The 19353-nt window shown below is 65.0% G+C and carries 19 protein-coding genes and 1 pseudogene; 9 read left to right on the top strand and 11 right to left on the bottom strand.

All coding sequences use genetic code 11. The features are described 5' to 3' along the window. Nucleotides 1-45: 45 nt before the first annotated feature. The 4 genes from glnA to NATOC_RS16010 all read right to left on the bottom strand — a co-directional run bounded on the left by glnA (nucleotide 46) and on the right by NATOC_RS16010 (nucleotide 3589). The gene (glnA, locus tag NATOC_RS16030) at nucleotides 46-1401 is read right to left on the bottom strand and encodes a type I glutamate--ammonia ligase (protein WP_015322524.1); all 1356 of its coding nucleotides are present in this window, start codon (nucleotides 1399-1401) and stop codon (nucleotides 46-48) included. 179 nt (nucleotides 1402-1580) lie between these two features. After that, a complete protein-coding gene (locus NATOC_RS16025; RefSeq protein WP_015322523.1) occupies nucleotides 1581-1889 on the bottom strand; it encodes a hypothetical protein in 309 nt (102 codons plus the stop codon). A 349-nt stretch (nucleotides 1890-2238) separates the two neighbouring features. Beyond that, nucleotides 2239-2502 (bottom strand): hypothetical protein, encoded by a 264-nt coding sequence (locus NATOC_RS16015; protein ID WP_015322522.1) that lies wholly within the window; start codon nucleotides 2500-2502, stop codon nucleotides 2239-2241. 64 nt (nucleotides 2503-2566) lie between these two features. Continuing rightward, on the bottom strand, nucleotides 2567-3589 hold the full coding sequence (locus NATOC_RS16010) for a flagellar basal body-associated FliL family protein (protein ID WP_015322521.1): 1023 nt from the start codon (nucleotides 3587-3589) through the stop codon (nucleotides 2567-2569). A gap of 218 nt (nucleotides 3590-3807) precedes the next feature. Between NATOC_RS16010 and NATOC_RS16005 the strand changes: the two genes are divergently transcribed. From NATOC_RS16005 to NATOC_RS15990, 4 genes are all read left to right on the top strand, one after another. Continuing rightward, the gene (locus NATOC_RS16005) at nucleotides 3808-4203 is read left to right on the top strand and encodes a hypothetical protein (protein WP_015322520.1); all 396 of its coding nucleotides are present in this window, start codon (nucleotides 3808-3810) and stop codon (nucleotides 4201-4203) included. Between the two features lie 72 nt (nucleotides 4204-4275). After that, entirely contained in the window at nucleotides 4276-7101 is a 2826-nt protein-coding gene (locus NATOC_RS16000; RefSeq protein ID WP_015322519.1) for a DEAD/DEAH box helicase, read from the top strand. A 62-nt stretch (nucleotides 7102-7163) separates the two neighbouring features. Further along, nucleotides 7164-9188 carry a PAS domain-containing sensor histidine kinase gene (locus NATOC_RS15995; protein ID WP_015322518.1) on the top strand — a complete coding sequence of 675 codons (2025 nt, stop codon included), beginning with the start codon at nucleotides 7164-7166 and terminating at the stop codon, nucleotides 9186-9188. A gap of 43 nt (nucleotides 9189-9231) precedes the next feature. After that, nucleotides 9232-9981: a protein sorting system archaetidylserine decarboxylase gene (locus NATOC_RS15990; RefSeq protein WP_015322517.1), complete on the top strand. Its 750-nt coding sequence runs from the start codon at nucleotides 9232-9234 to the stop codon at nucleotides 9979-9981. A 3-nt stretch (nucleotides 9982-9984) separates the two neighbouring features. On the opposite strand, the gene NATOC_RS15985 is transcribed toward NATOC_RS15990, so the two are convergent. The 3 genes from NATOC_RS15985 to NATOC_RS15975 all read right to left on the bottom strand — a co-directional run bounded on the left by NATOC_RS15985 (nucleotide 9985) and on the right by NATOC_RS15975 (nucleotide 13708). Beyond that, the gene (locus tag NATOC_RS15985; protein WP_015322516.1) at nucleotides 9985-10212 is read right to left on the bottom strand and encodes a hypothetical protein; all 228 of its coding nucleotides are present in this window, start codon (nucleotides 10210-10212) and stop codon (nucleotides 9985-9987) included. Nucleotides 10213-10283: 71 nt separating this feature from the next. After that, nucleotides 10284-11408, bottom strand: a complete 1125-nt coding sequence (locus NATOC_RS15980) for an amidohydrolase family protein (protein WP_015322515.1) — start codon at nucleotides 11406-11408, stop codon at nucleotides 10284-10286. 92 nt (nucleotides 11409-11500) lie between these two features. Then, nucleotides 11501-13708, bottom strand: a complete 2208-nt coding sequence (locus tag NATOC_RS15975; protein WP_015322514.1) for a CDC48 family AAA ATPase — start codon at nucleotides 13706-13708, stop codon at nucleotides 11501-11503. Between the two features lie 108 nt (nucleotides 13709-13816). On the opposite strand from NATOC_RS15975, the gene NATOC_RS23100 reads away from it, so the two are divergent. Beyond that, a complete protein-coding gene (locus NATOC_RS23100; protein WP_008425288.1) occupies nucleotides 13817-13951 on the top strand; it encodes a DUF7128 family protein in 135 nt (44 codons plus the stop codon). An 11-nt stretch (nucleotides 13952-13962) separates the two neighbouring features. Here the strand turns inward: NATOC_RS23100 and NATOC_RS15965 are convergent, their stop codons facing one another. Both NATOC_RS15965 and NATOC_RS15960 read right to left on the bottom strand, forming a co-directional pair. Beyond that, nucleotides 13963-14208 carry a DUF7508 domain-containing protein gene (locus NATOC_RS15965; protein WP_015322513.1) on the bottom strand — a complete coding sequence of 82 codons (246 nt, stop codon included), beginning with the start codon at nucleotides 14206-14208 and terminating at the stop codon, nucleotides 13963-13965. Then, on the bottom strand, nucleotides 14208-14648 hold the full coding sequence (locus tag NATOC_RS15960; protein WP_015322512.1) for a DUF5796 family protein: 441 nt from the start codon (nucleotides 14646-14648) through the stop codon (nucleotides 14208-14210). The genes NATOC_RS15965 and NATOC_RS15960 overlap by 1 nt, the downstream gene beginning before the upstream one ends. A 126-nt stretch (nucleotides 14649-14774) precedes the next feature. On the opposite strand from NATOC_RS15960, the gene NATOC_RS15955 reads away from it, so the two are divergent. The 4 genes from NATOC_RS15955 (at nucleotide 14775) to NATOC_RS15940 (ending at nucleotide 16626) form a co-directional block, all read left to right on the top strand. Beyond that, nucleotides 14775-15644, top strand: a complete 870-nt coding sequence (locus NATOC_RS15955) for a shikimate kinase (protein ID WP_015322511.1) — start codon at nucleotides 14775-14777, stop codon at nucleotides 15642-15644. Then, nucleotides 15641-15961: a chorismate mutase gene (locus NATOC_RS15950; protein ID WP_015322510.1), complete on the top strand. Its 321-nt coding sequence runs from the start codon at nucleotides 15641-15643 to the stop codon at nucleotides 15959-15961. Before NATOC_RS15955 ends, NATOC_RS15950 begins: the two co-directional genes overlap by 4 nt. A 103-nt stretch (nucleotides 15962-16064) precedes the next feature. Then, nucleotides 16065-16349, top strand: coding sequence for a ribbon-helix-helix domain-containing protein (locus NATOC_RS15945; RefSeq protein ID WP_015322509.1), 285 nt, complete (start codon nucleotides 16065-16067; stop codon nucleotides 16347-16349). Continuing rightward, the gene (locus tag NATOC_RS15940) at nucleotides 16342-16626 is read left to right on the top strand and encodes a type II toxin-antitoxin system RelE family toxin (protein ID WP_015322508.1); all 285 of its coding nucleotides are present in this window, start codon (nucleotides 16342-16344) and stop codon (nucleotides 16624-16626) included. The genes NATOC_RS15945 and NATOC_RS15940 overlap by 8 nt, the downstream gene beginning before the upstream one ends. A 1254-nt stretch (nucleotides 16627-17880) precedes the next feature. On the opposite strand, the pseudogene NATOC_RS15935 reads toward NATOC_RS15940, so the two are convergent. Further along, nucleotides 17881-19163: pseudogene (locus NATOC_RS15935) on the bottom strand (RNA-guided endonuclease TnpB family protein). Then, on the bottom strand, nucleotides 19160-19315 hold the full coding sequence (locus NATOC_RS21270) for a DUF2080 family transposase-associated protein (RefSeq protein ID WP_007540613.1): 156 nt from the start codon (nucleotides 19313-19315) through the stop codon (nucleotides 19160-19162). The pseudogene NATOC_RS15935 and the gene NATOC_RS21270 overlap by 4 nt, the downstream one beginning before the upstream one ends. Nucleotides 19316-19353: the final 38 nt, after the last annotated feature.

Here is a 19353-nt window from a genome sequence, read left to right as displayed (position 1 = left end):
CGAAACAAAAAAGGTCGGCAGATCGACTGCGAGCGGGTGGCCGATTCAGAACTTCTCGAGGTAGCGATCGAGCTCCCACTGGGAGACGTCGATCAGGTACTCCTCGAACTCCTGGTTCTTTGCCTCGACGAACTTCTCGGCGACGTGATCGCCGAGCGCGTCGTAGACGACCTCGTCGTCCTCGAGGGCGTCGACGGCCTCGCCGAGGTTCGAGGGGAGGGTGTCGATCCCGTACTCCTCGCGTTTCTGCTCGTCGAACTCGTAGATGTTCTCCCGAACCGGATCGGGACAGTCGAGATCGTTCTCGATCCCGTCCAGCCCCGCGTGGATCATGACGGCGATCGCGAGGTAGGGGTTACAGGAGGGGTCGGGCGAGCGCAGCTCGATCCGCGAGGCTGCGGGGACGCGGGCCGCAGGCTTGCGGATCAGTGCCGAGCGGTTACGGTCCGACCAGGCGACGTAGACCGGGGCCTCGTAACCGGGTACCAGGCGTTTGTAGCTGTTGACCGTCGGGTTCGCGACGGCGGTGATCGCGGGGGCGTGCTCGAGGACCCCGGCGGTAAAGGCGCGGGCCTCGTCCGAGAGGTCGAACTCGTCGTCGTCGTCGTGGAAGGCGTTCTCGCCGTCCTCGGTGAACAGCGAGATGTGAGTGTGCATCCCCGACCCGTTGACTTTCGGGATCGGTTTCGGCATGAACGTCGCGTGGTAGTCGTGCTGGGCCGCGATCGCACGAACGACCGTCCGGAAGGTCGCGACGTTGTCGGCGGTCGTCAGCGCGTCGTCGTACTCGAAGTTGATCTCGTGTTGTCCCTGGGCGACCTCGTGGTGGCTGGCCTCGACCTCGAAGCCCATGTCCTCGAGCCCGTAGATGATGTCGCGGCGCACGTCGCTCGCGAGGTCCTTCGGCGCGAGATCGAAGTAGCCGCCGTGGTCATTGGTTTCGGTCGTCGCGTGGCCGTCCTCGTCCTCCTCGAACAGGAAGAACTCCGGCTCGGGAGCGGCGTTGACGGTGTACCCCATCTCCTTGGCACGATCCAGTGCCTGTTTGAGGATGTATCGTGGATCGCCCTCGAACGGTTCTCCCGTCGAGGTGTCGATCACGTCACAGATCATCCGCGCGGCGGCACTGTCGTCCTTGTCCCGCCAGGGGAGTACGGCGAACGTCTCGGGGTCGGGCTTCAGGCGCATGTCCGACTCCTGGATGCGGACGAAGCCCTCGATCGAGGAGCCGTCGAAGTAGATCCCTTCGGTGAACGCCTTCTCGGCCTGCCGGGCCGGGACCGAGACGTTCTTGACGGTTCCGAGGATGTCGGTAAACTGCAGGCGAAGGAAGTCGACGCCCTCGGTTTCGATCTCGTCCAGTACCTCCTGTTCTGTCGTGGTCAGGTTCCCATCTGACATCTTCTACTCGACTTATCCAATGGATCCCACTATTAAAGCTCTACTGTTGTGGGCGAATATACTCGATCATGTCCAGAACTGGATGATCGTAAATACGATCTCCTGCCAGACGGGGATTGGGTCGAAAGTCGGCGACGAATCGGCTCGAAAAGCTCCGAACGTTGACTCGGCAGCGTTCATCACGGGTTGTCACGGCGGTGGGACGCCCGTACGGGCGCCGTCGACCCGAAACCGACGCTTGCCTGCCAGACCGAGACTGAGGTCCGGACTACCCGGCCCCAGGCCTCGCCGGGACTGGGATCGTCGTCCTCGCGGCGTCGCCGTGCGATCACCGTCCCGCAGTCGGGACAGACGTACGCCACCTCGCTCCCGCGGGGCCTGCGGATCCAGTCGCCGTCGACGGGGCTCGCGTGGTCACACCCCCAGCAGTACAGCGTCGCCTTCAGCCCCTCGCGTGCGTCGTGGTCGTGACTGACGGAACGAGTCATCGGCGGTCGTAGGGGATCGACCCGTAAAGCCCCTTTTCTCAATGATCGTTTCTCGGACTGAGACGGGCGAATTCGTTATTTTTTCGCACAGTCGTCTCGGCTGGCACGGACTCGGAGCGGCCACGAGCGACCCGCCGCAGCCGCCGCTACCGGTTTCTGTTCTGGGTCCGTAGCCGGGGTGCGGACGACACACCGAGTCCGACGGTCGACATTCGCCCGGTCCCGACGCTCGTGCTCTTCGAGGACGGCGAAGAGGTCGGTCGGTTCGCCGAGGGGTTCACACAGACCGACGCCGTCATCGACTTTCTCGAGGATCACGTTCTCCAGGCCGTCGCGGACGGAGAGTCCGTCAGGCGTCCTCGGGCTCGAGTTCGCTCGGGTCGATATCGCCCGCGAGGTATCGCTCGCCCAGCTCGCTGAGATCGTACATCCCCATCGCGTGTTTCGTCGCGAGTCCGTACTTCGCGAGTTCGCGACACCGGTAGGCGACGTGAGGAGCGCGGGGCTCGACTTCCTCGGCGAGCTGGTCGGGCATGAAAAGCTCCTCGTCCCGAAGCAACTCGAGGAGCTCCTCGTCGATCGGAGCCATCCATTCGGCGTCGTCGTCGGTCATCGGTTCCCGAGTACGATCGCCGGAGCGGTAAATGGCTCGGAGTCGTCGCCGGTACGGACGGTGGTCAGCGCCGGGAGAGTCCGACGGCGACCGCAGCCAGCGCGATCACCGCGACCGCGGTGCCGAACCCTGGGAGTCCGTCGGCGTCGTCGCCATCGTCGTTCGAGCCGGTGTCGTTCTCACTGTCGTTCGTCGCTCCGTCATCACTGCCGCTGTCATCGCCGTTCGAGCCGTTCGCGTCGATCTCGTCGGCTCCGTCACTCTCGCTCGTCTCGTCGTCCCCGTCGGTCGATTCGTTCCCGTCCTTGGACTCGCCGGCTTCGCCGGTCAGCTGGAGGACGGCGACGGCCTGGCCGTGGGACCCGTCAGTCTTGTAGGTCCAGCCGCCGCCCGCGTCCTCGTAGGACTCGGCGTCCTCGATCGGGTCGACGTCGCTGTCCCAGGCCTCGTGTGCCTGCTGGATGTAGCCGACGACCTCGATGTCGTCGGCGTGCTCGCCGGTGAGCTCGACCTCGCCGTACTCGATCGTTCCGTCCTCGGGCTGGCCGTGCATCTCGATGCAGTGGGAGTCCATATAGCCGTCACCCTGCGGGAGCTCCGCACTCGTTCCGAACTGGTCGGCGTCGAGCGGACGGTCGTAGTTGTCGGTCACGGGATACTCGACGGTCATCGGATCCGCGTCGGGGTGCCACTCGAGCTCCTCCCCGGTCGAAATCGTCGCGGTCGTGTTCGGGACGCTCTCGCCGACGACCGGGTCGCCCGCCTCGTTGACGAGTGTCACGCAGATCTTCCCGGAGCCGTCGCCGAGGTAGGGGCTCCGGTACTCGTCTCGAGGATTGATGTAGCTGATCCAGCTCCCGTCGGGTGCGGCCGCCTCGTAGTACTCGTCGCCCGGTTCGGGGACCGGAACCTCGGCCGCGGGCTCGGAGACGGTCGTCGAGGACGCGGCGTTCGTCTCGAACTCGTCTCCAGTCGAGGCGTCGTCGGTGCCGACGGCAGCGGTCCCGCCGACGAGAAACGCCGTCGCGAGGACGCCCGCCAGCACCACGAGAGCACCGACGGCGAGAAGCCGGCTGTCGCGGCTCATGGTTCCCTCCGTCCTCGATCGATCGATCGAGAACAAGTCCAGTACCGAGATTGTTCTATATTACTGAATTTCATCTAAAATGATATAGACGAACGTCACTGTAGACTATTCGGTTATTAAAGCGCCATTAGGGATCAGATACAGCGGATTAGCTGGATACTAGTGGGCTTGCTCTCGCGGGCCGAACCGACTTACCGGTACCGCGGATAGAACGGACGATGCGTCTTCGAACCCTGTACGGGGAGCAGTCGAACCGTCGACCGCTCGCGACGGAACGATCGATCGGCGCTCGCGCCGTCGGCCTGGCGATCGTCGGCGTCGGCGCCGTCCTGGTCGCCGACGCGGTCGGCCGTCGTCTCGAATCGAGCGGCCCGTCCGCGGTCGCAGACAGCGTGCGGCGGCGTCGAGGAAAATCGACGCCGCGAGGGCCGGACCGGACCGCCGACGGCGACGAGCCGATCGACGACGAGCGGTTGAACGCCGACATGACAGCGGAGCCACGGTCGACCGAAGTGGTCGACGAACGCGCGACCGACGAGGTCCAGACGGAGCCGGCGACGCCGGGTGAAATGACCGTCGACGAGGACGTCGCCGAGAAGCTTCGCGGGGGGTAACCGTCGAAATTTCTGACCGCGAGTCGAACGGAGAACGTGGCGCTTATCCGCCCTACGTCCGTAGGAGCGTCGATGACTGAGGGAGACGTCGCCGCGTTCACGCACCTCGGGTCGACGGTCCGCGGGGCGCTTTCCGAGCGGGGGTTCTCGACGCCGACGGCGCCCCAGCGGCTGGCGATTCCGCCGCTGTCGGCCGGCGAGAACACGCTGGTTATCGCCCCGACCGGGAGCGGCAAGACCGAGACGGCGATGTTGCCCGTCTTCGACCACCTGGTCGAGCGGCGACCGGAGGGGCTGGGTGCACTGTACGTGACGCCGCTGCGGGCGCTCAACCGCGACATGCGCGAACGCCTCGAGTGGTGGGGTGAGTACCTTGATCTGGAGGTCGACGTCCGCCACGGCGACACGACCGACTACCAGCGCAGCAAGCAGGCCGAAGACCCGCCCGACGTGCTGATCACGACCCCCGAGACGGTCCAGGCAATGCTCACGGGCGAGCGGCTCCGGGAGGCGCTTGCGGATCTCTCCCACGTCGTGATCGACGAGGTCCACGAGCTCGCGGCCTCGAAGCGCGGAGCCCAGCTCTCGATCGCCCTCGAGCGACTGCACGACCTCGCGGGGCGGATGCAACGGATCGGACTCTCGGCGACGGTCGGCGATCCCGACTCGGTGGGACAGTTCCTCACCGGCGGTCGAGCCTGTGAGATCCGCGAGATCGACGTCGGGAGCAACGTCGACGTGACAGTTCGTAACCCCGAGATCACGCCCGAGGACGAGGAGCTCTCCGGGAAGCTGGTCACCGACGCCTCGACGGCCAGCCACGTCCGACTGATCCGGGATCTCGTCGCCGACCACGAGTCGACGCTGATCTTCGTCAACACCCGTCAGACCGCCGAGGCGCTGGGCTCCCGGTTCACCGAGCTCGAGCTGCCGATCGGCGTCCACCACGGCTCGCTCTCGAAGGAGGCCCGGATCGACGTCGAGGACCGGTTCAAGGACGGCGAGCTCGACGGCCTGCTGTGTACGTCCTCGATGGAGCTGGGGATCGACGTCGGCCGAGTCGATCACGTGATCCAGTACCAGAGCCCGCGCCAGGTTGCCCGCCTGCTCCAGCGGATCGGGCGCGCGGGCCACCGCCAGGACGAGGTCTCGAGCGGGACGATCGTGACGACACGTCCCGACGACACGTTCGAGGCGCTGTCGATCGCCCGACGGGCCCGCGACGGCGAGGTCGAACCCGCCGCGATCCACGAGGGGAGCCTCGACGTCGTCGCCAACCAGCTGCCGGCGCTCGTCCAGAGTCGCGGCGACACCCGCCTCGAGGACGCCGTCGAGACGATCACCCGCGCGTACCCGTTCCGGGAGGTCACAGAGGCGACGATCCGGGAGATCCTCGGCGAGCTCCACCGCAACCGGATCGTCTGGTTCGACGAGAGCGAGGACCGCATCGAGACGACCGGGGGAACCTGGCAGTACGTCTATGCGAATCTCTCGATGATCCCCGACGAGGAGACCTACGAGGTCCACGACATCGCCTCGGGGAGCCAGATCGGGACCTTGGACGAGCAGTTCGTCGTCAACTTCGCCCAGCCCGGCGAGGTGTTCATCCAGCGGGGCGAGATGTGGCGCATCGCCGAGATCGACGACGAGGAGGGCCGGGTGAAAGTGAGCCCGATCGAGGACCCCGCGGGCGAAGTGCCGTCCTGGATCGGCCAGGAGATTCCCGTTCCCGAGCCCGTCGCCGGCGAGGTCGGCGAGATCCGTGCCGTGGCCGAACCGCAACTGAAGCAGGGTGCCGACGCCGCCGCGGTCGGCCGCGAGCTCGCAGCTCGGTATCCCGCCGCTCCGGAGACGCTCGCGGCGGCCTGCTCGCAGCTCGAAGATCAGGTCGAAAGCGAGGCGCCGATGCCGACGGCCGATCGACTCGTCCTCGAGCGGCAGGGACGGACGATCGTACTCAACGCACCGTTCGGTCACAAGGTCAACGAGACGCTCGGACGGGTACTGTCGGCGCTTCTGGGCCAGCGGGCGGGCGGCTCCGTCGGCCTCGAGACCGACCCCTACCGGATCGAGCTCGAGGTACCGACCTCGATCGCGACCAGCGACGTGCTAGCGGTGCTCGAGGACACCGACCCGGACCACGTCGGGACGATCGTCGAACTCGGGCTGAAGGGGTCGGACGCGCTGGCCTTCCGGCTCGCGCAGGTCTCCGCGAAGTTCGGCGCGCTCAAGCGCTGGCAGGGGTCGGGCCGGATGTCCAACGAACGGCTCCTCTCGGCGCTCGAGAACACCCCGATGTACGACGAGTCGATCCGGGAGGTGTTCCACGAGGACTTAGACGTCGACCGCGCCGCTCGCGTCCTCGAGGACGTCCAGTCCGGCGAGCTCGAGCTGATCACCCACCGCGGTCGGACGCCCGTCGGTCTCGGCGGACGATCCTCGGGGAAGGAGCTGCTGGCGCCCGAAAACGCCGACGCAAGCGTTATCGAGACGGTCAAGGAACGCATTCGGGACGACCGGGTTATCCTGTTCTGTACCCACTGCCACGGCTGGAAGGCGAAAACGAAGGTTCGACGGGTCGCCGACCAGCCCGAGTGTCCGGAGTGTGGCTCGACCCGGATCGCGTCGCTGAACCCGTGGGCCGACGAGGTCGTGCAGGCGATCCGGGCCGACGAGAAAGACGAGGACCAGGAGGAGATGACCGAGCGCGCCTTCCACAGCGCGAGCCTGGTCCAGAGCCACGGGAAGCAGGCAGTCATCGCGATGGCTGCCCGCGGAGTCGGCCCGCACAACGCGGCCCGGATCATCAGCAAGCTCCGCGAAGACGAGGCCGACTTCTACCGAGATATCCTCTCGAAGGAACGCGAGTACGCCCGGACCCAGTCGTTCTGGGACTGACCGCGTCTACAGTCTCGGTTTCCGGCAGAGGTCTTATGTACTAAACTGACCGAGTCCACCCTATGGATGCCGGATCGCCTGACGAACCTGCCGACGACGCGGCGCCGACGCGGTCGGCCGGATCCCGCCTCTCGCTGCTCGAGACCGCGAGCGTGCCGAGCGTTCAGCTGACGTCGGCGGGGAGAATCGGCGACGCCACCGCTGCGTTCGCGTCGCTGACAGGCTACGAGCGGTCGAAGCTGCTCGGCCGGCGGTTCGCGGAGCTGCTGGCTGGAGAGGTTCCGGCGCTCGATGTGCTGGAAGCGGGCAATCGCCGGACGCCGCTGTCGACGACCTGCTCGCTGCGAACCGGGGCGGAGACCGTCGTCGACGCCGACCTTCACCTCGATCCGCCCGACGACAACGACCCGGAGCGACGAGTGACCGCGATCGTCGATCCGAAGCCGTCGCTCGCACGGAGCAGCGCGACCCAACCCGAGCTCACGTATGGACGGACGTTCGAGGCACTCGCTGACGCGGTGCCAGACGGGATCATCGTCCTCGACTCGGACAGCGAGATCCGGTACGCCAACCCCGCCGTCGAACGGATCCTCGGCCACGATCCCGCGGAGCTCGTCGGCGGGAGCAAGGTCGAGATCATTCCGCCGCGGCTCCGTCAGACTCACCTCGATGCCCTCCAGCGGTACCTCGAGACCGGGGAGCGGAACCTGAACTGGACCTACGTCGAGCTCCCGGGACAACACAGCGACGGCTACGAAATCCCCCTCGGGATCTCTCTCAACGACTTCGTTCACGACGGGGACCGGTACTTCGTCGGCCTCTTCCGGGATATCTCGCCGCGAAAGGAGGCCGAGGAGATGCTGACGACGAAGGTCGCCCAGCTGGAGTCGGTTGCCTACCTCAGTCGGTACGCCCTCGAGAACGCGGACGACGACGAGCTGTTCCGGAAGGCCAGCGAGCTGGTCACTGCGGCGTTCGACGCCGAGTACTGTGCCGTTCTCGAGACCGAGACGACCGACTCGGGCGACGAACGGACGGCCTTTCGGACCCGGGCCGCGGTCGGCTGCGAGGACGCGTTCCTCGAGAGCGAGCCGGTATCGACCGCGGAGTCGCTGGCCGCAGCCGCGTGCGCCGACGGCGAGCCGGTAGTCGTCGAGGACGTCGCGGCCGACGACCGCTTCGACGCCTCCTCGCTGCTTCCGGACGGCGAGTACCACAGCGGGCTCGCCGTCGCCGTCGGTCCGGCCGCGGACGCCTGGGGCGTCCTCGCGGTTTACGACGACCGCGCCCGCGAGTTCGGCGACCACGACGTCGACTTCCTCGACAGCGTCGCGACGATCCTGGCGACCGCCCTCGAGCGCAGACGCTACGAGCGCCGGCTCAACGAGGCGGTTCGGGACCTGGAGGCCTCGAACGAGCGCCTCGAGCAGTTCGCGTACGCGGCCTCCCACGACCTCCAGGAACCGTTGCGGATGGTCTCGAGCTACCTCGAGCTGCTCGAGGACCGGTACGGCGATCGGCTGGACGAGGACGCCGAGGAGTTCCTCGCGTACGCCGTCGACGGCGCCGAGCGGATGCGCGAGATGATCGACGGCCTGCTGGCGTACTCCCGGATCGACTCCCAGGGCGATCCCTTCGAACCGGTGGCGCTCGAGGACGTCCTCGACGACGTGCTGACGGATCTACAGGTGATGATCGAGCGCCACGACGCCGAGATCACGACGGAGCCGCTGCCGACGATCCAGGGTGATTCCAGCCAGCTCCGCCAGCTCTTCCAGAACCTGCTGTCGAACGCGATCGAGTACAGCGGGGACGAGCCCCCGCGGATCCACGTCAGTGCCGAACGCGACGGCGACCGGTGGCGGCTCTCGGTGCGCGACGAGGGGATCGGCCTCGACCCCGAGGCGGCCGACCGAATCTTTCAGGTGTTCCAGCGGCTCCACGGCACGGACGAGTACGACGGGACGGGGATCGGGCTCGCGATCTGTCGGCGAATCGTCGAGCGCCACGGCGGCGAGATCCGTGTCGACTCCGAACCCGGCGACGGAGCGACGTTCACGTTCACCCTTCCCGCGACCGAGCCGTAAGCCGTCCGTAACGACCATACGACTCGCCCGCGTGGCCCGGAGTATGAACGTCGCTCCGGGGGGCTGGAAGTACGCCCTGCCGCCGCTGCTGGCCGCGCCGTTTGCGTTGCTGTTCAGCGTCGGGGCCAGTCTCGTCGCCCTCCTCGCGGGGGTTGGAACGCTCGCGTTCTTCCGGGACCCGGACCGGAACCCGCCGCCGGCGGGCGTGGTCGCGCCCGCCGACGGCACCGTTTCGGTCCTCCGGGAGGAGGAGGGCCGCGTCCGGCTGGGAATTTTCATGAACGTCTGGCACGTCCACGTCGTCCGCGCTCCGTTCGCGGGCCGGGTGACCGACGTCGAACACGTCTCGGGCGCGAACCGACTCGCCTTCTCGAAGGAGTCAGACCGCAACGAACGGGTTCATGTCGCCGTCGAGACCGACTCGCCACAGCTCCCCGATCCCGAACTCGCCGTGGACGACGAGCCTGCTTCTGACCCCGATCGATCGCAGCACTCGACCGCGGCGACCGTTACCCTCATCGCGGGGGCGTTCGCCCGCCGGATCGTCCCCTACGTCGAACCCGACGGCGAGCTCGAGCGGGGACAGCGGCTCGGCCACATCGCCTTCGGCAGCCGCGTCGACCTGCTGTTCCCGCCCGGCGTCGGAATCGAGGACGTCGCCGTCGAACCCGGCGACTCGACGACGGCCGGCGAGACGGTCGTCCTCGAACCCGAGGAGGAGACGCTGCTGGAGGCCGGGTTCGAGGACGCCGAGCGCGAGTCCGACGACGACGTCGCGGTCGGCTCAGCGTAGGCGTCAGGCTCCGTTCGGGCGGTCGATCGACTCGGTCTCGTCGAGGATCTCCGACGCGTCGCTCATCGGGCGAAGCTCGGGCTCTGTACACGCACAACACTCCCCTTTCTCGCTCCCGATCGGTCGCAGTTCCCCGTCGCCCTCGACGCGAACGGCGACCGCATCCCCGCAGCTCTCACAGATCGCGGCCGCGCGGTCGACGTCGTCCTCGCCGCTCGCTGGATTTTCCATCACGGTTCTTCCTTTCAGCGCCCACCGGGATAATGGTCGCTCCGGAGAGCCAAGGGTCGTATATACGGACCCTATCGAAGTAGTCCCTCGATCGTGCGGTGGCGAACGTCGGCCCAGGCGTCACGCTCGAGGTCGAACCGCTCGAACAGCTCGAGCAGCGGCACCTCCTGACCGGGGTAGAGGTAGTCGCTGCCGAACACGAGCCGATCGTGGTGGGTCTCGAGCAACGCCCGCCCGTGCTCGCTGTCGCGAGTGAGCGCGTTCCATCCCGCTCGCGTCGAGAGGTCACCGTAGACGTTGTCGTACGACTCGAACAGCTCCCAGACGCGCCCGCGGGAGTCGACCGCACCGTCCGGACGGCCGCCCAGATCCGCGGACTCGACGTCCGCGGCGACGTGGGCCCACCACCCGGTGGCGTGAGCGACGAAATCGACCTCCGGGTAGGAGGCCAGCACGTCCTCGAACCCCGGAAGGCCGACGTCGTCGGTCAGCGACTGGCGGTCGGTGTGTAGCAGGATCGGCAGCTCGTAGTCGGCACACAGCTCGTAGACGCGATCGAGGCGTTCGTCGTCGATCGCCATTCCGACCTTCAGCTCACCGAACCCGCGGGCGCCCCGCTCGACGTACCGCTCGAGGACGTCGACGGCGTCCTCGCCGTAGGTCAGGGTTCGGGGATCGATCGTACAGAACGGAACAAGGCGGTCGGGGTAGGCCGCGACCTCCTCGAGGACCCACCAGCTGGGCGCCTGCACCGGGTACCCCTCGGGGGAGTCGAACGCGAGGACGACCGCGCGATCGATCCCGTTGGCGTCCATCCAGTCGACGAGATCGGCGGCAGAGAGCGCGTCGTTACCACGGGCGGCCATCGGGATAACGTGCGTGTGGGCGTCGAACAGTGGGAGCTCGTCGGCGGGGTTCGGATCGTCCTCGGACGCCGAGTCGTCGTCCTCGGGCGGTCTGACCTGTGCGGGCGAGCGGTCGGTGCCATCGGACTCGCCCGGGCCGCCGGAGCCACAGCCCGCGAGGGGAGCGAGCAGCCCGGCGCCCGCGGTCGCTGCGAGGTGTCGGCGTCGGCTGACGGTCAGCTCGTCGGCGTTGTCTCGCGGCGCCGCCGCTTGACTGTCCGCGCTACTCGCGTCGTCGCTCTGAGCTGTGGACTCGCGATTGCGAGGGCGTCTCTCGAACGGGGAAGGCATAGCTCGCGGTATCAGATCCCGGTACAAAGTCGCTCGCACGGGTAATCGGACCCTTCCCGCTCCCGGAGCCGAAACGATCGGTTTCGCACCGCCTACCTCGATCGGCTCGAGGCGTCGGTTTCCTCGCGGGCGTCCTCGAGGTGGCGTCGTTCGATCACGACCTCGTCGGCCCGTTCGTTTGCCTCCTCGGGGTCGTAGGCGGTCGCGACCTCGCGGATCGCCTTCATCGACGCCGAGCGGACCAGCGCCTCCAGATCCGCGCCTGTGTACCCCTCGAGCTCGGCCGCCAGCTCGGCGAGGTCGACGTCCCCTGCCAGCGGTTTATCGCCGGCGTGGACCGAGAGGATCTTCTCGCGGGCCTCGAGGTCGGGCTCGTCGACCAGGACGTGCGTGTCGAGCCGTCCCGGTCGGAGGAGGGCGGGATCGATCTGGTCCTTGCGGTTGGTCGCGGCAAGCACGACGAGGTTCGGGTTCTCCCGCATTCCGTCGAGCTCGGTCAGCAGCTGGGAGACCACCCGCTCGGTGACCTCGTTCTGTCCCTGACCGCGGGCCGCGGTGATGGCGTCGATCTCGTCGAAGAAGACGATCGACGGCGCGGCCTGGCGGGCCCGCTCGAACACCTTCCGGATCGCCTTTTCGGACTCGCCGACGTAGCGGTCGACGATCTCGGGGCCGTCGACCCGCACGAAGTTGACGTCGGTCTCGCCCGCGAGCGCGCGGGCCAGTAGCGTCTTCCCCGTCCCGGGCGGGCCGTACAGCAACACTCCGGAGGGCGGCTCGGTGTTCGTCTCCTCGAAGAGGCGATCGTAGGTCAGGGGCCACTCGACCGATTCACGGAGCGTGTTCTTGGCGTCCTCGAGCCCGCCGACGTCGGTGAAGTCGGTCTCCGGAGACTCGGCGACGTACTCCCGCATTGCCGAGGGTTCGACCGACGCCAGCGCCGTATCGAAGTGGGCCCGGGTCACCTTCGGCTCGCGGTTCCACTCCTCGCGGTCCTCGGCGTCGGTCGGACGCTCCCGGATCGCGGCCATCGCGGCCTCGCTGGCGACCGCGTCCAGGTCCGCGCCGACGAAGCCGTGGGTTCGCCGAGCGATCGTCTCGATGCTGACGTCTTCGTCCAGGGGCATCCCGCGGGTGTGGACCTCGAGGATCTCCCGCCGACCGGACTCGTCGGGAACGCCGATCTGGATCTCCCGATCGAATCGCCCACCCCGGCGCAGGGCGGGATCGATCGCGTCGACGCGGTTCGTCGCGCCGATGACGATCACCTCGCCGCGGGCGTCGAGCCCGTCCATCAGCGTCAACAGCTGGCCGACGATGCGGTTCTCGGCGCCTTCGTCCTCGCCGCGGGCGCCGGCGATCGAGTCGATCTCGTCGAAGAAAACGATCGTCGGCGCGTTCTCGCGGGCGCGCTCGAACACCTCCCGGAGCTGTTCCTCGCTTTCACCCTTGTACTTCGACATGATCTCCGGCCCGGAGATCGTCTCGAAGGAGGCGTCGACCTCGTTCGCGACCGCGCGGGCGATCAGCGTCTTCCCCGTCCCGGGCGGTCCGTACAGCAGAACGCCGGAGGGAGGCTCGACGCCGAGCCGCCGGAACAGTTCGGGTTCCGACAGCGGGAGCTCGATCATCTCCCGGACCTGCTCTAACTCCTCGTCTAACCCGCCGATATCCTCGTAGGTCGGCCCGGCCTCCGGGAGCGATTCCGCGTCGGATCCGTCTCCGCCACCCGAGGACTCGGTCCCGTCGCTCCGGGCACGTCCTCGGTCCGTGTTCGCCCGGTCCTCGGCGGGTGCGATCCGAACCGCGGTCGCACTCGAGATCCGCACGTCGCCGCCCGGCGTCGTGTCGACGACGGTGAAGGGGTTCTGACTGACGCCCTCGATCCGGATCTGCTCGCCGGCCCGAACCGGCCTGTTCCGGAGCTTCTGGGCCACGTCGCGAGAGGCGAGCTGTCGGTCGTCCTCGCCCATCGAGGACGGCGGCGACAGCGTCACGCGCTCGGCCTCCCCGATCGTCGAGTTGTCTTTCGGTCGGATCGTGACCGTATCGCCGACGTGAACCCCGGCGTTCGCGCGGGTGTCGCCGTCGATCTGGACGACGGTTTCGGGCACCGACGGATCCGCGGGCCACATCTTCGCGACCGTCGTCTTCTCGCCCTCGATCACGACCGTATCGCCGCTCAGAACGCCGAGCTCCCGGCGCGCGCGCTCGGGAATACGGGCGACCCCGCGCCCGGCGTCGCGCTTCTCGGCCGCCCGAACGGACAGCCGAACGCCGTCCTCGTCCGACCCACTCATAGCGTGTCGTTTCGGGTCCGTGCTCTTGAGAATTGTCCTCGGGCCGGCGCGGCCGTCGGGGGTCGTGCCGGAGAAACGCCTTTGGGTGTCCGTACCGCACGGTTTCCTATGGTGGTCCAGACCGAACGGGACGACGCCACCTGGTACGAGTGTGAGACCTGCGGGCTGCTGTTCGACGAGCAGTCCGACGCCACCGAACACGAGAAACACTGCGACGGGAGCGATCCGTCGTACATCCAGTAGCCGCGGCCGCGCTACTCGAGTCGGTCGCGGTGCTCGGTCGCGAGCTCGCGGGCCCGATCCAGCGTGTGGGCCTCCGTCCAGCGAACGCGTTCCCCGTCGCCGTAGGCCAGCGCCGTCTTGAGCTCGTCGCGCAACACGCCGTGGTCGACCGACAGCACCGTCCCCGATCCGTCTCCGAGCTCGTAGACGCCGGGTCGATCCGGGGCCCGAGCGACGGTCTCGCGGTCGAGTTCGCGCCAGGACTTTTGCAGTGGCATCACTCCGCGTCCTCCTCATTCGCGACGAGTTCGTAGGCGTGCTCGCTCATCTCGTCCTCCGCGAAGACGAAGACGCGCCCGTCGACGACCTCGGGGTCCGCCTCGACCCGGATCGAATACCCCTCCGTCGACACCGTCACGCCCGGAAACAGCACCTCCTCGTCGTTCCCCTCGAGGATCACACGGCCGACCCCGGTCGACTCGAGGATCTCCGCGTGGGTGTTACGGTCGTTGACGTAGGTCATCACGCCCTCGACGCCGTCGGGATCGGTGACCAGCACGTGGACCTCCTTCCCCGGCGGCGACGTTATCGCTTCCTCGACGGGTTTCGGCGGCCCGTGGTAGAAGACGTCTCGTCCGTCGAGGTACTCGACGACGACCCCTCCCTCGACGAAGTCGACCCCGATCGTACTGGGTGCGACGTTGCTGCGTTGGCTCATACGGCCCGGTTCGGCCGGCCCGGAGAAAAGCGGTGCGCTCGCGGCGCGACTGTTCGGTGATCGGCCTCGTCCCCACTACTCGCCGTGACCGCCAGCCTAAATACGGCCCGGGCGAGAGGGACCGGTATGGATGGCCGGGCAGTCGCGCCGGCGGCCGGGACCGTGCTGAACGCGCTCGCGACCGGTCGCGGATCGGCGTTCGCAATCGATCTCGAGACGACCGCGACGGTCGAACTGACGACCGACGACGAGATCGTCGGCACCGTCGCGGAGCGACCCGACGCCGACACCGAACTCATCGAACGCTGCGTCGAGCGCGTCCTCGAGGCGTATGCCGAGGACGCGGGGCTCACCGGCGCGGTCGGCGCCCGGGCCCGGACCGACAGCGAGATTCCGATGGCCGCCGGACTCAAGAGTTCCAGCGCCGCGGCCAACGCCACGGTGCTCGCGACCCTCGACGCCCTCGAGATCACCGACGCCGTCGACCGGATCGACGCCTGTCGGCTCGGCGTCCGGGCGGCCCGCGACGCCGGCGTCACCGCGACGGGCGCGTTCGACGACGCCAGCGCGAGCATGCTCGGCGGGGTGACGGTCACCGACAACGCGACCGACGAGCTGCTCGCCCGCGAGGACGTCGACTGGGAGGCGCTGGTCTACACGCCCCCCGAGCAGGCCTACAGCGCCGACGCCGACGTCTCGGCCTGCGAGCGAATCGCGCCGATGGCCACCCTCGTCGAGGAGCTAGCCCTCGGGGGCCGGTACGGCGAGGCGATGACGGTCAACGGTCTCGCCTTCTGTAGCGTCCTCGAGTTCCCGACGGACCCGATGGTCGAGGCGATGCCCGACGTCGACGGCGTCTCGCTGTCGGGCACCGGGCCGAGCTACGTCGCCGTCGGCGACCGAGCGACTCTCGAGACGGTCCGCGAGCGGTGGGCCGACCGCGACGGCACGACGCGACTGGTAGCGACCCGAACCGACGGAGCACGAACGATATGACACCGAACGACACCGACACCGACGACCCCGAGAATCGAACGCCAGACGAGATGGATCTCGACGAGCTTCGTGAGGAGATCGAGTCGATCGACCGCGAGATCGTCGAACTGATCGCCCAGCGAACCTACGTTGCGGACACGATCGCGGCGGTCAAAGACGAGAAGGGATTGCCGACGACCGACGAGAAACAGGAGGAACAGGTGATGGAGCGGGCGGGTCACAACGCCGAGCAGTTCGACGTCGACGCGAACCTCGTGAAGGCGATCTTCCGACTGCTGATCGAATTGAACAAAGTAGAGCAGCGTGAGAACCGGTAGCAATCGGCATAGGTTTCACGTATCGACTACTGTTTCTTCTCGCCAATAGCTTCAGCGTTCGAACGCCGAAACACCTACAGTAACACGCGGGTAATACAGGCGTATGTCCGAAGCGGCCACGAACAACGGCGACGACGAGATTGTCACGGTAAACTTCAAAGTCACACGGTCGTTTCTCAACGAGATCGAAGACACGTGGCAAGGACGAGGATTCAACAGCCGTAGCGAATTTATTCGGTATACCTTACGCGATGCCGTCGAACATCCCACGTTCGACCGCGACGAACTCGTCGCACTCCTTCAAGCGGAGGAAGATTTCCGTGAAAAGCGGACGATGAGCGCCGAAGAAGCGCGCGACCGATTCGGCACTGACGACACGAATGAGTGACGACGGGTGGGCGTGGGAACTCGCATCGAAAGCACAGGACGACCTCGATGCACTCAATCCGAACGAGCAGCAACGCATTATCGACAAACTCGACGAAATCGTCGATTCCCCGTGGCGCGACCCACCAGACTATGGTGAACCCCTCCAAAACAGTCCACGCCGTAAAATACGTGTCGGTGAGTTCCGTCTCGCGGTCACTTTCCATCGAGACGAGTACCGAATGGTGGTTGCTCGAATCAAACGTCGTGGAGGCGCGTATACCGCTGACGACGACTGAGTAGATGTACCAGAACCGGCAAAGTAGACGAGATCTGTAACATCAGTTTGAGACCTGAACAAGGTCGAGCAAAGGAATACTAGATAGCACTAAGCAGGTTTCTGAGTACGTATACTGGCTGATAACCGATTAGAAATCTTCCGATTGTTGACCAGTTGGTTGTGACGAGTACACTGGCTTTAATTTGAGTACTACGATTTTTTAAAACATCAGAGAGTTTATAACTGTATCTTCAATTTGATCAGGTTTGTCGTAGGCTGCATACCTCAGCATGGGTGTCTATCAATAAGCCTATAGCCTTCTGAGCATATCATAATGTGATATGACTTCGGAACTTTTTACGCTGGATGAATACCACGTATCTTGGGAGGTTGAATCATTTCGGAAATCAAAAGGCATCGTGACAGGGGATTCGTCACCAATCATCATAGTAAGACTCACGCGGTTAGATGGGACCTTAGACGTTTATTTTGAGACACCTACTGGTAATCGTATATATCGTGCTCATGCTGATCGACAGCATGGTATGTGGGGTACGTACTCTATAGATGATGAATCAACTGGGAAGCGCATCGGGTTTGTCGAAAAACACGCCCCTCGTCTGCGAGAGCGATGGGAGATACGCGATTCAGCGGATGTTCACGTCGCAGATATACAAGAAGGCACACTTCGGGGAATACTCACAAGACAACTAAACATACCTGCCCGGTGGACGTTAGTTAGCACCGACGGAAGCCATCTCGGAGAGGTCACTGATGATTTTCGATTGTGGGGATATTCGTTCACAGTGCACTTCAACTCACCACACCTTCAGTCCGACCAGCGAAGATTACTTCTCTTAGGGACGATTGTACGGTATTCTAGATTCCTTCAGTGACAACGGTGATTGTGAGTTCACGAGGGGGCTTTTTTCCGTGTGATTGCTACATCTCTATGTACTTCCTCTGGGCTGGCCCCGAACATCGAGTCTCTGTATCTATCTTTGCTGGGTATGCTCTTCTGTAGGAGATGGTTGATACAGTTGCATCGCTCAGATAGTGAACAGCAATCAACGCGCAGAGAGGGTCATAAGTCGATTCTCGTGTCGACAGAGATACAGTAGCATCGCAAGAGGAAACTCCAGAGACAATGCGCTACACATGAGCGGACGTTATTTTCCACGGTGCGCACCATGGATTTCATCTACCTGAACAAGGTTGAGCAAAGGGATAGTGAACCGCCTCGGGGTCAAGCCCCAAGGCTTCTTCCCGTGGTTTAATCAGATACACCCACCTGACCATCGGTCTGATAGCCTCGAACGGTCGGGTGGGTCACGGTCGGGCTGTCCACAAGCCCCGATGCCTGCCGTCGCACCTTCCGAACAACGGGAAGGCTGTTGAGAGCAGGCACATTCCAACCCATATACTTCTCGATGCCTTTCACGGCGATGTTGACGCTTGCACCACGGTCGCTGTGGTCTTGATGACCACAGTCCTCACATTTGAACCGCTTCTTCCGCCGATTCGCCCGTTCAGCGTGCCCACACAACGGGCACCGTTGGCTCGTCTTGTACGGCTCAATCGAATCTGAGGGGATTCCCTCGAACGCAGCCTTGTACGACGTATAGAACTGGAGAGAGCGAAATGGAAGGTGGTGCAAGCGTCGGTTCATCCGTGTGCCGTAGTCGATACTGTCGCGCATCTCTTTGAGGTCTTCAAAGACAATGCACGGCTTCTCGAACTGCTGACTCCACTCCGCGATGTGACGGCTCACTTTGTGGAGTCGGTCGCGGACAAACCGTTCCTCACGCCCTTCCAGCGTGTCGTGGATGCTGTCCTTCCCCGCGTTCTGCACGCGCTTCCGCATCGTGAAGTAGCGGTGGCGCTCGAACTTGATTTCGGGGAAGTCGATAACCAACGTATCCTCGACGCCATCCTCGGAGAGTGCAGTGAGAGCCACGTTGTCCTCGTTCACATCGACACCGATAACCGTTCGAGAGTCCTGCTTGTTTCGCACAGTACGTTCGGTGTTGCAAATATTGACGTGGAGTTCCGGTTCTCCCTCGCGCCACAGTGTCTCGGACGTTGTGACCTTCCACTCATCGCTCGTCAGTGCGTTCTTGAGCAAATCAAGGTGGGCGTCACTACCCTTGAGGATGCCTTTGACGTGGTTGTAGGGTTTCGCGCTGATTCGAAACGCCACTTCGCCATCATCGGTGAGCGACAGGTTGTAGCCTTCTTCGTAGTTGGCTCGAAGTGGGTACGCGCCATCTTTAGTGTGGCTGGGAATGTTGTAGTCGTCGTAGTCGTAGTAATTCTCCATCGCTTCCAAGGCTTTGGCGACGATGCGCTGGGTCGTGTTCTTGATGAGGTCGGCCTCGTCTTCGAGACGAGGGGAAATGTCGTCCCAGTCCACGCCGTTTTTGGCAAGGCGGATGGTTTCGTTGTACACCCAGCGGGCTTCGTGGGTGTGGCGTCTTCGAGCAGACTCTCGTTGTCACTCTGGATGTCGAGTTGGAAATCCAGAGTCTTCACGAGAGTCGGCTCTTCGGTTGTCATTCTTCGTCTTGTTCGGTGGGTTCTGAGGTACGAACAACTTTCACGTCCGCGCCACGCCAGCGTTTGGGGACGGTGACGTGGGCACTGTTCCCGAACGGCTTAACCTCTCCGTCGAGAACTTCCTCGCCGTCGATTTCAAAGCGATTCGCCATACCGTTGTATATCCTTTGGATATACTTAAGTGTATCGG

Source organism: Natronococcus occultus SP4 (assembly GCF_000328685.1).
Taxonomy (GTDB): Archaea; Halobacteriota; Halobacteria; order Halobacteriales; family Natrialbaceae; genus Natronococcus; species Natronococcus occultus.
Note: the sequence above shows the minus strand (reverse complement) of the source record. Positions and strands in the feature narration are given on the sequence as shown.

Bases quoted from the DNA above. Each gene is read 5' to 3' on its own strand.
- glnA (WP_015322524.1), bottom strand. From the start codon at position 1,401: ATGTCAGATGGGAACCTGACCACGACAGAACAGGAGGTACTGGACGAG.
- NATOC_RS16025 (WP_015322523.1), bottom strand. From the start codon at position 1,889: ATGACTCGTTCCGTCAGTCACGACCACGACGCACGCGAGGGGCTGAAG.
- NATOC_RS16015 (WP_015322522.1), bottom strand. From the start codon at position 2,502: ATGACCGACGACGACGCCGAATGGATGGCTCCGATCGACGAGGAGCTC.
- NATOC_RS16010 (WP_015322521.1), bottom strand. From the start codon at position 3,589: ATGAGCCGCGACAGCCGGCTTCTCGCCGTCGGTGCTCTCGTGGTGCTG.
- NATOC_RS16005 (WP_015322520.1), top strand. From the start codon at position 3,808: ATGCGTCTTCGAACCCTGTACGGGGAGCAGTCGAACCGTCGACCGCTC.
- NATOC_RS16000 (WP_015322519.1), top strand. From the start codon at position 4,276: ATGACTGAGGGAGACGTCGCCGCGTTCACGCACCTCGGGTCGACGGTC.
- NATOC_RS15995 (WP_015322518.1), top strand. From the start codon at position 7,164: ATGGATGCCGGATCGCCTGACGAACCTGCCGACGACGCGGCGCCGACG.
- NATOC_RS15990 (WP_015322517.1), top strand. From the start codon at position 9,232: ATGAACGTCGCTCCGGGGGGCTGGAAGTACGCCCTGCCGCCGCTGCTG.
- NATOC_RS15985 (WP_015322516.1), bottom strand. From the start codon at position 10,212: ATGGAAAATCCAGCGAGCGGCGAGGACGACGTCGACCGCGCGGCCGCG.
- NATOC_RS15980 (WP_015322515.1), bottom strand. From the start codon at position 11,408: ATGCCTTCCCCGTTCGAGAGACGCCCTCGCAATCGCGAGTCCACAGCT.
- NATOC_RS15975 (WP_015322514.1), bottom strand. From the start codon at position 13,708: ATGAGTGGGTCGGACGAGGACGGCGTTCGGCTGTCCGTTCGGGCGGCC.
- NATOC_RS23100 (WP_008425288.1), top strand. From the start codon at position 13,817: ATGGTGGTCCAGACCGAACGGGACGACGCCACCTGGTACGAGTGTGAG.
- NATOC_RS15965 (WP_015322513.1), bottom strand. From the start codon at position 14,208: ATGCCACTGCAAAAGTCCTGGCGCGAACTCGACCGCGAGACCGTCGCT.
- NATOC_RS15960 (WP_015322512.1), bottom strand. From the start codon at position 14,648: ATGAGCCAACGCAGCAACGTCGCACCCAGTACGATCGGGGTCGACTTC.
- NATOC_RS15955 (WP_015322511.1), top strand. From the start codon at position 14,775: ATGGATGGCCGGGCAGTCGCGCCGGCGGCCGGGACCGTGCTGAACGCG.
- NATOC_RS15950 (WP_015322510.1), top strand. From the start codon at position 15,641: ATGACACCGAACGACACCGACACCGACGACCCCGAGAATCGAACGCCA.
- NATOC_RS15945 (WP_015322509.1), top strand. From the start codon at position 16,065: ATGTCCGAAGCGGCCACGAACAACGGCGACGACGAGATTGTCACGGTA.
- NATOC_RS15940 (WP_015322508.1), top strand. From the start codon at position 16,342: ATGAGTGACGACGGGTGGGCGTGGGAACTCGCATCGAAAGCACAGGAC.
- NATOC_RS21270 (WP_007540613.1), bottom strand. From the start codon at position 19,315: ATGGCGAATCGCTTTGAAATCGACGGCGAGGAAGTTCTCGACGGAGAG.